Genomic DNA, 11,560 nt, shown 5'->3' on the forward strand with positions numbered 1-11,560 from the left:
CTAAATTCCTTTTAAACAAGGGTCTTCCACCAAATCTTTTACGGAATTTAATTCTTTCATGGAAACGGCAAGAATTTGTGGTATTTGTTTTAAGTTCGCAATCGGCACTGCATTTATTTAGTATATTGTATGCTAGACTTAAAAAAGATGGAGTTCATGCTTTGTATAATAAAAGCCCGTATATAAGTGTTTTGAGAAGCTTTTTTAATTACCTTTTTCATGTTCGTCAATATCTTTTTGCAAATCCAGTTTTCTAAAGGCTGGCGAGAATATTCCCGTTCCAAGCACTATCAAAAGAGTCATGCTTCCTCCAAAAACAACTGAAGTTACCGTTCCCATAAGTTTTGCTGTCAATCCGCTTTCAAAAGCACCCAATTCATTGGAAGAACCCACAAAGATAGAATTCACTGCCGAAACTCGGCCTCGCATGTGATCCGGTGTTTTCAATTGCAAAATAGTCTGACGGATCACCACCGAAATTCCATCAACAGCACCGCTAAAAAATAATGCCAATACAGACAACCAAAAAATAGTGGAAAGTCCAAAAACAATAATGCATACTCCAAAGGCAAAAATGGCTGACAAAAGTTTTATTCCCGCGTTTTTATTCATTGGCACATAGGCTGAAATAATCAATGTTAAAAATGAACCAACCGCTGGCGCGGCGCGCAATACGCCAAAACCCTCGGGTCCCACTTTTAAAATATCCTGGGCAAAAATGGGTAACAACGCTACCGCTCCGCCAAAAAGAACTGCCGCCATATCCAGCGATAAAGCTCCTAAAATGGTTTTGTTATTGAAAACAAATTTCACGCCTTCTTTTAAACTTTCCATAATGGGTTCCCCAATTTTTGGATTCAAAATAGGCTTAGCGGCTATTTGTGACAAAGCGATTAAAGAAAAAAGGGAACATAAGAATACGGAACACATTGACCAGTGAACACCAATCAAAGTAATAGAAAAACCCGCAACTGCTGGTCCTAAAACAGCACCTATTTGCCAAACCGAGCTGCTCCATGTGGCTGCATTTGGATATACTTTTTTAGGGACAATCAACGATAAAAGGGAAAATATGGTTGGACCAAGAAAAGAGCGTACAATTCCACCCAGAAAAACCAGAAAATAAATACCATACAAAATTACTTTTGTAGAATACTCACTAACAATTTGCGGCCATGTTAAGACAAACAACCCAAAACTAATTGCCGAAAATCCTAAAATACACTTGAAAAGAAGCCCTTTTTTCTCCTTTTGATCCACAATGTGTCCTGCAAATAATGCCATGAGAACAGCAGGAATTATTTCCATTAACCCAATGATTCCTAATGAAAGTGGATCTTTGGTGATGCTGTATACTTGCCATTCAATAACAATAAACTGCATCGACCAAGCAAAAACCATTGCAAAACGTAATAATAAAAAAGTATTGAATTCTTTATAACGTAAGGCTGCGTAGGGATCGTGTTTTTTCATCGTGGGAACCATATTATTTTATATCTCTTAATCGTAGTTGTAAACTGACATTTCCTTTCCATTCGTTTTCATCGATAGAATAAACCATTTCAAAGGGTTGTCCGTTTTTAGTAGTATCTAATTTATTGCCTAAGCCAAAGCCAATTGCAGCAATGCCTTCGGAGTTATTTTGTTTTACAAACAGTTTTAAATGTTCCTCTTCTTGTCCCATTGGTTTTCCGTAACCGGTATCTTTTACATTCTTGGTCAGGAAAACAGGTGTCATATTTTGCGGTCCAAAAGGCTCAAATTGTTTTAGAATTCGAGTCAGTTTTGGAGTAATATCGGCAAAATTAATTTCGGCGTCAACCGAGATTTCCGGAGTCAGCATATCAGGATGAATGGTTTTTTCGACTTGTTTTTCGAAAGCATCTTTGAAAATCTGGTAATTTTCTGCCGCTAAAGTCATTCCCGCAGCATACATATGACCGCCAAATTGCTCTAAATGTTCGGCACAGGCTTCCAATGCATTATAAACATCAAATCCTTTTACGGAACGCGCCGAAGCTGCGTATTTATCGCCACTTTTGGTAAAAACTAAGGTCGGACGATAATAGGTTTCTATCAATCTTGAAGCTACAATCCCAATAACTCCCTTGTGCCAATCCTCTTGGAAAACAACGGAAGTAAAGCGTTCTTTTTCCTGGTTGTCTTCAATTTGGGAAAGTGCTTCTTTAGTGATTTGCTTGTCTAATTCTTTTCGATCCGAATTGTATTTTTCGATTTCAGAAGCAAATTGTTGGGCTTGTTCAAAATCAAATTCGGTCAATAATTCCACAGCATGATTGCCGTGTTTGATGCGGCCCGCAGCATTAATTCTTGGTGCGATGATAAAAACGACATCGGTAATATCTAAGGTTTGTTTTTTTACTTGGTGAATCAGAGCTTTAATTCCGGGTCTCGGTTCAGTGTTGATGACTTGCAATCCAAAATAAGCCAACACTCTGTTTTCTCCAGTCATCGGTACAATATCAGCCGCAATTGCAGCTGCCACTAAATCCAAATAGGGAAATATGTCTTCGATGGTTTCCTGACGATTTTGGCCTAAAGCCTGAATCAATTTGAAACCAATGCCGCAACCGCATAATTCATCATACGGATAGTTGCAATCATCCCGTTTGGGGTCGAGAACGGCAACGGCTTCTGGTAAATTTTTACCTGGTCTGTGGTGATCACAAATGATGAAATCAATGTTTCGCTCTTTGGCGTAGGCCACATGATCGATGGATTTTATACCACAATCCAAAGCAATAATAAGCGAAAATTCATTGTCATCGGCAAAGTCAATTCCTTTAAAGGAAATTCCGTACCCTTCATCATAACGATCCGGAATATAAGTGGCAACGTTAGGGTAATAAGTTCTTAGATAGGAAGAAACGAGCGAAACAGCTGTAGTTCCATCGACATCATAATCACCAAAAACAAGAATGTTTTCCTGATTTTCAATTGCTTTTTCGATACGTTCCACCGCCTTTTCCATATCTTTCATCAAGTATGGATCGTGTAAATCATCTAAACTGGGACGAAAAAAACGTTTGGCATCTTCAAAAGTTTCAATGCCGCGCTGCACTAATAATGTTGCCACAAAATCTTCCACATTCAAAGCTTGAGCGAGATGTTTCACGGTATCTTCGGAAGGTTTTGATTTAATGGTCCAACGCATGTAGTGTGGTTTTTTTATATTTAGAAAAGAGAGTTTTACAATTTCAGCAATGCTATTTTGAGATTAAAGCTATTCCATCAAATTGAATTCCTTTCCATCCTGTTTTCATGAAATTGCGAATGTTTTGGTGACCGGTTCCCTCTGGGTTTTTCAAAACGTCGTCATAATAATACGCTCCAAAACAGGATAATGTTTCCTTTTCGGTTAAGTTTTGTAATTGGGCAAAAGCAAATAATTTGCAAGAACCGGAATTTTCTCCTGCGGCATTGATTTGAGAACCGTTCTGAAAGGTAGTTGGAGTAAAAATATAGTTTTCTTCAATGGTTGCAATGGTTTCTGTAAATGCGATTGCTTCCGGAGTTTGTTTTAGTTTTTCTAAGAAAGATGTTAGGCTCATATTTATATTTATTCTTCTGATGAAAATTTTGATTTTTTAGGTTCTTTGGTAATTATTTTTCCACTTACCACCACTACAATTTCGCCTCTTGGTGCAGTTTTTTCAAAATGGGCTATGACTTCTTGGACTGTTCCACGGATGTTTTCTTCATGCATTTTTGATAATTCCCGTGAAACCGATATCTGTCGGTCTTCGCCAAAATAGGTAATGAACTCCGCTAAAGTCTTCACTAATTTATGCGGGGAAACATACAAAATCATCGTGCGTGTTTCTTCTGCCAAAGCTAAATACCGGGTTTGTCGCCCTTTTTTGTCAGGCAAAAATCCTTCAAAAACAAACTTGTCATTGGGTAAACCGCTATTGACTAGTGCCGGAACGAAAGCTGTTGCGCCAGGCAAACATTCGACATCAATTCCATTTTCGACACAAGCGCGCGTTAATAAAAAACCAGGATCAGAAATGGCAGGCGTTCCCGCATCCGAAATCAAGGCGATATTTTCTCCGGCTTTCAATCTCGAAATTAAATTTTCGATGGTTTTGTGTTCGTTATGCATGTGGTGGCTGTACATGTGTGTGCCAATTTCGAAATGCTTTAATAATTTTCCGCTGGTTCGCGTGTCTTCGGCTAGAATCAAATCGACTTCTTTCAGAATCCGAATTGCTCGGAAAGTCATGTCTTCAAGATTGCCAATAGGCGTGGGAACGATATATAATTTTGACATAATTAAAAAATTAAACACATCCCGAATTTTCGAGATAAGAAGTAAAACGGAATGAATTTTAAAACTTAAAATTCATTCCGTTTTTTTATTTTTGTTAAAGGAACAATTGAAACGGAATTACAGGAATTTTTTCTCTATAATATCCATAAAACGTTCCTCGTAGTCTTGTTTTCCCTCCCAGTTATTGTAATCTGGTTTTACCATTTCCTGAATAAAATCTCTGGTTTCGTAGAATGTATCAAACGTGATTAATTGATTTAAAACACGATTGTAATCCTCACTGCTGTTGCCAAAAAGGTGTTTTGTAAATGCAATGCGATCATTCAAATCAATATTGATGTTTTTCGCTAATTTTTCGTTTAAGGAAGCTGTTTTTGGCTCCACCGGTTCCGGTTTTACTTCTTCAATGGTGTCCAATTGTTTTTCTTCGAAATCAATGGTAATGGCAGTAGCAGTAGGTATATTTTCAAGAGTATGGACTTTTACAAATTGGGCATCACTATAATTTCCGCCTAATAAATCTTCGAAAGAAATCTGTACTGCTTCTGGTTTCTTTTGCGTTTCAATTTCAGTTACTTTTTCTTCTTCAACTTCCTCTTCTTCTGATAATTCGAAAGCAGGAAGGAATGGAGCAGTCTCCGGTGCGGTTGTTTTTTCTTCGATTGCGGCTTCTTCTTCAGTGGCTATTTCTTCTTCAATTACAGGTTCTTCTGCAGCAACTATTTCTTCTTTTTGCTCTAAAGGTGTTTCGATAGTCTCCTTTAAAATTATTTTTTCGGCAACTACAGATGCTTCTTCAGTTTGTTCTGCTGGCGTTCCTTCGACAGCTGTATTTGTTTCAGATTGTACTGTTTTTTTTTGGTCAAAAACTTCTTCAATTTTTTTCTCTATTTCAGCAATTCCAATAGTTGGTTTTGCGTCACTAAAATGCTCGTCTACAAATCGCAAGACAGAAAGTTTTTCATACAGTTTCTGCGTTTCCAGATATAATTGATTGATATCAGATTTATTTTTTAGTTGTAATATTCTGTGTGCAATGCTGATTAAATCGGCTTCCAATTTTTTTTTCATAACTTTGAAATTATAGTGTTTTAGGCGGGTCTTTTTCAATAAGTTTCTTCCTGAGTTTTATTTAGCATAAGGAAGAAGTAACCTTTAATAAAAATGTCATACTTTTGAAACGGTGTAAAAGTATAAAATTTTAAGTGGGTTTTATCTGGTACAAAGTAATAAAAACTATTCATTTTTTAAGTCAGAAAAATATAAAATGTTTCTCGAAAATACAGTAAATCATAAAGAACAATTTGGTTGGATTGAAGTCATTTGTGGCTCCATGTTTTCGGGTAAAACCGAGGAACTCATCCGTCGTCTGAAAAGAGCGCAATTTGCCAAACAAAAAGTAGAAATTTTCAAACCAGAAATTGATACACGCTACCATGACGATATGGTAGTTTCGCATGACGCTAACGAAATCCGTTCCACGCCTGTTCCTGCTGCTGCAAATATTGCTATTTTGGCACAAGGTTGTGATGTGGTGGGAATTGATGAAGCGCAGTTTTTTGATGACGAAATTGTCAAGATTTGTAACGATTTGGCAAACCAAGGAATCCGTGTCATTGTTGCAGGATTGGATATGGATTTCAAGGGGAATCCTTTTGGCCCGATGCCCGCATTAATGGCGACTGCCGAATATGTGACCAAAGTGCATGCCGTATGTACTCGCACCGGAAATCTGGCTAATTACAGTTTCCGCAAAACCGACAATGACAAACTTGTCCTGTTAGGCGAAACTGAGGAATACGAACCGTTGAGTCGTGCTGCCTATTATCATGCGATGCGGAAAGATCAGGAGAAGAAAGATTCTATATAATGTAAATCTCGACAGATTCTTTGGAATTTCTCGGGCTTTTCGATTTAAAACTCATCTACAATCTCTACAATTGCTTGGGCAAATGGACTTTCATCAATTTGCATTTGTAAGACTCTCCTGAAATTATTTAATTCTTTTTCTTCAATTAATTCTTGCATTTTAGTTCTTCCTTTAAATCCTTTTTGAAGGATTAACTCTATTGCATCATCTACTCCGGTTAATGTACTTGGCATATCGTACATTATTGCATTTGGTTTATTTTTTTGGTCAAATTGAAACCATAAAAAATGTGATCGAAATTTTGCTTTTATCTGATTTCCAATAAATCCATTTCTTTTATAAAACATTGAAGCCTTTTCTCGAATCATTCCTTTGAGATTTTTTGGGATAACAATTTTTAACTTAAAATCAGAATAAGTATTACCATCAATTTCAAGGTTTTCAACGGTTTGTAAACTTTCTACCAAATCAGCTACAAAATTTTTATAATAACCAATTGCTAAAGCAGTTGTTGGGTATAAACTTAAATGACCTAGCGAATAATGTTCGTTTATTTTTGCAATGTATGAATCACAAGCATTACTGATGCTTTCGTCACTTAATCTGTTAAAACGAGGCATATAAATACCATTAAAATCTGTTGGAAGTTTTAAACCTTCTTCAACCAATAAGAAAGATTTATTATGTCCCATTGCACCTAAAAATATTGACATTTCTAAAATGACATTATCCCGCGATTCAATTACTAATTTATCATTTGTTAATGTTAAATCATCTGCAGTTGCAACAAAAATGCCGAAATCAAAGTAATTTGACATTCTGATAAGATTATCAAATGTACTCCTATTTGGCTCCCAGATGTCTTTCTCTTTCCATAAAAAACAATTACCTGAAACGGATAAATAATTTTTAACTTTTTGAGCAATTGGCAAACCTGCTGTGGATGAACCGATAAATATTTTTGGTTTTAAATCTGTCATTTTTTTAATATGTTAAAAGAGCTTTTCGTATTATTGGACTATTAATCTCTTTTGCTGAATCTATAATTAAAGTGTCTAAGTCTATTTTTAATAATTTAAGATCGGAAATTAAATTATCATCTAAAAATGGATTCTCTGTTCCATTTGGACTTTGTATAGATTTTCTATGTGATGGATTTTCAATAATCAAATTTATTTCATCTGAAATAGCTTTTGCAATTAAAATTTCACTTCCAAATGTGTAATTTAAAGATGTATTTTCAATAGAATGAATTATCGATGTTAAGTGAAAACTAGATAAATTTATTTTTGTTTCTGAATCAGCTTTTAAGTTCTTTAAAAGCCTAACACCTTTTCTTGAACCATCTTTTGTGCTGTCGCCCTTATAATTAACATTGTTTATATGAGCAAATGGATAATCCAATATTTTTGTTTTGTTTGGAAAATCATATAAATAAATACCCTTGTAATGTTTGTTTTCAGCTTCTTTATATTCTTTTGAATGATACCAAAAACAAAAAACTACATCAACTTTTCTATTTAATGATTTGTTAAAAATTGAAATACTCTTTGCTCCAGTAGTATCTACTTCATCATAAATATTTTTTAATATTTTAATAGATTGTTCACGAAGTTCTAATATATCAGAATCAGGCGGTGTTTCTGTATACGGACTTGTTATAGGAACTCCTGGCCCGTTAAAATTGTATTTATCGATTATTGTCAATAAATCAAAATCGCTATGGACTTTAATGTTCGTATTTGTTATTGCAGAACCTTGAGTTTCAAAAATCCTATTAAAATGTAAATCATATCCATCTTCAAGATGTTTTTTTACTCTATTTGCTGCATCAAAAGTTTTACTGTTATATTTTTCATCAATTTTTCTCATTGATTCAGCCAAATATTTTATATTTTCTGGAATCTCATTTGAACTAAATGATTTAGAAATTACAGATTTATTTAATTCATTATCAAACTTTCTATTTTGAATATTTTGTAATCTTTTTGCGTAATTTAATGCAGCCATATTTTTTGATGTCTAATTTTTTTTTTTTTAGATTCCTAATATGCAATTTCAATCTTTTCAATTCACTATGCAATACCCACATTTAGTGATATTTAACGTCTTATGAATCAGTAAATTTACTCCATAAAAAAAGGGAAAACTTGTCTTAAACAAATTTCCCCTTTTTAGTATTTTAAATCTCAGTTTACATCTTCTTCCTCATTCTCGCAACCGGAATATCGAGTTGTTCCCTGTATTTTGCAATCGTTCTTCTCGCGATTGGATAGCCTTTTTCTTTAAGAATTTCGGCTAATTGATCGTCTGGAAGTGGTTTTTTCTTGTCTTCTTCTTCAATCGTATTCTGAAGGATTTTCTTGATTTCAAGTGTAGAAACATCTTCCCCCTGATCATTTTTCATCGATTCCGAAAAGAATTCCTTTATTAGTTTAGTACCGTAAGGTGTTTCCACATATTTGCTGTTGGCTACACGCGAAACGGTTGAAATATCAAGACCTACCATATCAGCAATGTCTTTTAGAATCATCGGTTTCAACTTGGTTTCATCACCGTCGAGGAAAAATTCTTCCTGATAATGCATAATCGCATTCATGGTTACAAAAAGCGTTTCCTGGCGTTGGCGTATCGCATCGATAAACCATTTAGCCGAATCCAGTTTTTGTTTGATAAACTGTACCGCATCTTTTTGCTGTGCTGATTTATCACGGGAATCCTTGTAGGTTTGCATCATTTCCTGATAATCTTTGGAAACATGCAGGGAAGGAGCATTTCGTCCGTTTAAGGTCAATTCCAGTTCGCCGTCCACAATTCTGATCGCGAAATCAGGAACTACATTTTCAGTAACTTTATTATTTCCGGTAAAGGAACCTCCTGGTTTTGGATTCAGTTTTTCTATTTCGTGAATTGCTTTTTTAAGCTGCTCATTCGAAACATTGTATTTTTGAATTAATTTATCGTAATGTTTTTTGGTAAACGCATCAAACTGATTTTCGATAATATCCGTGGCTAACTCCACGTATTCCGTAGGTGTTTTATGTTTCAATTGCAACAATAAACATTCCTGTAAATCTCGTGCTCCCACTCCCGAAGGTTCTAGTTCATGAATAACTTGCAACATTTTCTCCACCATTTTCTCATCGGTGTAAATTCCTTGGGTAAATGCCATATCGTCCACCATATCAGGAACGCTACGACGGATATAACCCATGTCATCGATACTTCCTACCAGGAATTCGGCAATTTCTCGCTCTTCATCATTCAGGATGAACGTATTCAACTGATTGATTAAATCTTGATGAAAACTTACAGGAGCAGCAAAAGGCGTTTCGCGGTCATCGTCATCGTCACTGTAATTGTTTACTTGTGTTTTATAGTCCGGTGTTTCGTCGTTGCTTAAATATTCGTCTATATTAATGTCTTCGGCATCAATTCGCTCTGATTCGGCATCATCATAGTCATCATAATCTTCATTTTCGAACTCGTCTTTCTCGTAATCCTCTTCCTCTTTTCCAGTTTCCAGTGCTGGATTTTCGTTCATTTCTTCCAATAAACGTTGTTCGAAAGCTTGCGTTGGCAATTGAATTAACTTCATCAACTGTATTTGTTGAGGAGATAATTTCTGGGATAATTTTAAATTTAAGAATTGCTTTAGCATTTTTATTGTTTAAAAGTTTAAGGTTTAAAGTTTAAGGTTGCTGAACTTGAAACTTTAAACGGGAAACAAATTTTTAGAACTCCGCATTCATAGGCGTTCTAGGAAAAGGAATTACGTCACGAATATTTGTCATTCCAGTTACAAACAGCACCAATCTTTCAAATCCAAGACCAAAACCGGAGTGAACAGCTGATCCAAATCTTCGGGTGTCAAGATACCACCATAATTCTTCTTCGTCAATTCCTAAGGCTTTCATTTTTTCTACCAAAACGTCAAAACGTTCTTCTCTTTGAGAACCACCTACGATTTCTCCAATTCCAGGGAAAAGGATATCCATCGCGCGAACTGTTTTTCCGTCCTCGTTCAAACGCATGTAAAATGCTTTTATATTTGCTGGATAATCAAACAAGATTACCGGACATTTAAAGTGTTTCTCCACCAAATAACGTTCGTGTTCTGATTGTAAATCAGCACCCCATTCGTTAATGATATAGTTAAATTTTTTCTTTTTGTTTGGCGTACAATCTCTTAAAATATCAATTGCTTCCGTGTACGAAACACGTTTAAAATTGTTTTCCAAAACAAAGTTTAGTTTTTCTAAAAGTGGCATTTCGCTTCTTTCAGCAACTGGTTTAGATTTCTCTTCATCCAATAATCTTCCTTCCAGGAATTTTAAATCCTCCGCACATTTGTCCATAGTATATTTGATTACATACTGAATGAAATCTTCGGCTAGATCCATGTTGTCATTCAAATCATTGAAAGCCACTTCAGGCTCAATCATCCAAAATTCCGCAAGGTGACGGGAAGTATTCGAGTTTTCGGCTCTAAAGGTTGGTCCAAAAGTATAAATCTGACCCAAAGCCATTGCAAAAGTTTCTCCTTCCAGTTGTCCTGAAACCGTAAGATTCGTTTCTTTCCCAAAGAAATCTTCTTTATAATTCACTTTACCGTCTTCGGTTCTTGGTGTTCCGTCAAATGGCAAAGCAGTCACTTTGAACATTTCACCGGCACCTTCCGCATCCGAACCCGTTATGATTGGCGTATTTACATACACAAAACCTTTTTCTTGAAAATAACTGTGAACCGCATACGACAATACCGAACGTACTCTCATAATGGCTCCAAACATATTGGTACGTACTCTTAAATGCGCATTTTCACGCAAGAAATCCAAGCTCGGTTTGTTTTTTGGCTGTATCGGGAATTTCTCTGCATCCGAATCTCCTAGGATTTCCAGTTTTGACACCTGAATTTCAAATTTCTGTCCGGCGCCTTTACTTTCCACCAAAGTTCCTGTTACAGATATTGCTGCTCCAGTGGTGATCCTTTTCAAAGTTTCGTCTGGAGTATTCTCAAAATCGACTACACATTGTATATTATCAATGGTCGAACCATCGTTTAAAGCAATAAATTGATTGTTTCTAAAAGTTCTCACCCATCCTTTTGCATTTACTTCATGAAGCGTCGTGGTACTGTTTAGTAAGTCTTTAACTCTTGTATGTCTCATTTTAATTTTAGATTTCTGATTTTTCAACAAAATCAATATTTCAATTCAAATGCAAATATAAATGATTTGTTTTAAAAGTCATTGCGAGAAATGGTGTAATAGAGGAGCTATTTCCCGCTTTTCGGCTTTATCTTTTTTGAGGCGAAGAAAAAGCGCCTCAAAAAAGGATATCGCCTGCAATCGTGGCTAACCTAATAGAGGCATTTGGAATTTTTCTAAAAATAT

The 11,560-nt window shown here is 35.6% G+C and carries 10 protein-coding genes; 1 reads left to right on the plus strand and 9 read right to left on the minus strand.

Annotated elements, in window-relative coordinates:
* Positions 1–204: 204 nt before the first annotated feature.
* The 5 genes from ACM55G_RS02985 to ACM55G_RS03005 form a co-directional block, all read right to left on the minus strand.
* On the minus strand, positions 205–1,473 hold the full coding sequence (locus tag ACM55G_RS02985; protein ID WP_416842425.1) for an MFS transporter: 1,269 nt from the start codon (positions 1,471–1,473) through the stop codon (positions 205–207).
* Between the two features lie 13 nt (positions 1,474–1,486).
* Positions 1,487–3,175, minus strand: a complete 1,689-nt coding sequence (recJ, locus tag ACM55G_RS02990; protein WP_416842426.1) for a single-stranded-DNA-specific exonuclease RecJ — start codon at positions 3,173–3,175, stop codon at positions 1,487–1,489.
* Between the two features lie 52 nt (positions 3,176–3,227).
* A complete protein-coding gene (locus tag ACM55G_RS02995) occupies positions 3,228–3,572 on the minus strand; it encodes a HopJ type III effector protein (protein ID WP_416842427.1) in 345 nt (114 codons plus the stop codon).
* A gap of 8 nt (positions 3,573–3,580) precedes the next feature.
* A complete protein-coding gene (gene rsmI, locus ACM55G_RS03000) occupies positions 3,581–4,294 on the minus strand; it encodes a 16S rRNA (cytidine(1402)-2'-O)-methyltransferase (protein WP_416842428.1) in 714 nt (237 codons plus the stop codon).
* 117 nt (positions 4,295–4,411) lie between these two features.
* Entirely contained in the window at positions 4,412–5,365 is a 954-nt protein-coding gene (locus ACM55G_RS03005) for a hypothetical protein (RefSeq protein ID WP_416842429.1), read from the minus strand.
* 196 nt (positions 5,366–5,561) lie between these two features.
* Between ACM55G_RS03005 and ACM55G_RS03010 the strand changes: the two genes are divergently transcribed.
* Positions 5,562–6,164, plus strand: a complete 603-nt coding sequence (locus ACM55G_RS03010; RefSeq protein WP_416842430.1) for a thymidine kinase — start codon at positions 5,562–5,564, stop codon at positions 6,162–6,164.
* 44 nt (positions 6,165–6,208) lie between these two features.
* Here the strand turns inward: ACM55G_RS03010 and ACM55G_RS03015 are convergent, their stop codons facing one another.
* From ACM55G_RS03015 to asnS, 4 genes are all read right to left on the minus strand, one after another.
* Positions 6,209–7,144 carry an STING domain-containing protein gene (locus tag ACM55G_RS03015; RefSeq protein ID WP_416842431.1) on the minus strand — a complete coding sequence of 312 codons (936 nt, stop codon included), beginning with the start codon at positions 7,142–7,144 and terminating at the stop codon, positions 6,209–6,211.
* Positions 7,145–7,148: 4 nt separating this feature from the next.
* Positions 7,149–8,174: a nucleotidyltransferase family protein gene (locus ACM55G_RS03020; RefSeq protein WP_416842432.1), complete on the minus strand. Its 1,026-nt coding sequence runs from the start codon at positions 8,172–8,174 to the stop codon at positions 7,149–7,151.
* A 184-nt stretch (positions 8,175–8,358) separates the two neighbouring features.
* Positions 8,359–9,825: an RNA polymerase factor sigma-54 gene (gene rpoN / locus ACM55G_RS03025; protein WP_416842433.1), complete on the minus strand. Its 1,467-nt coding sequence runs from the start codon at positions 9,823–9,825 to the stop codon at positions 8,359–8,361.
* Between the two features lie 73 nt (positions 9,826–9,898).
* Positions 9,899–11,335, minus strand: a complete 1,437-nt coding sequence (asnS, locus tag ACM55G_RS03030) for an asparagine--tRNA ligase (protein ID WP_416842434.1) — start codon at positions 11,333–11,335, stop codon at positions 9,899–9,901.
* Positions 11,336–11,560 lie beyond the last annotated feature (225 nt).

It is taken from the genome of Flavobacterium algoriphilum, from assembly GCF_048158655.1.
GTDB lineage: Bacteria > Bacteroidota > Bacteroidia > Flavobacteriales > Flavobacteriaceae > Flavobacterium > Flavobacterium algoriphilum.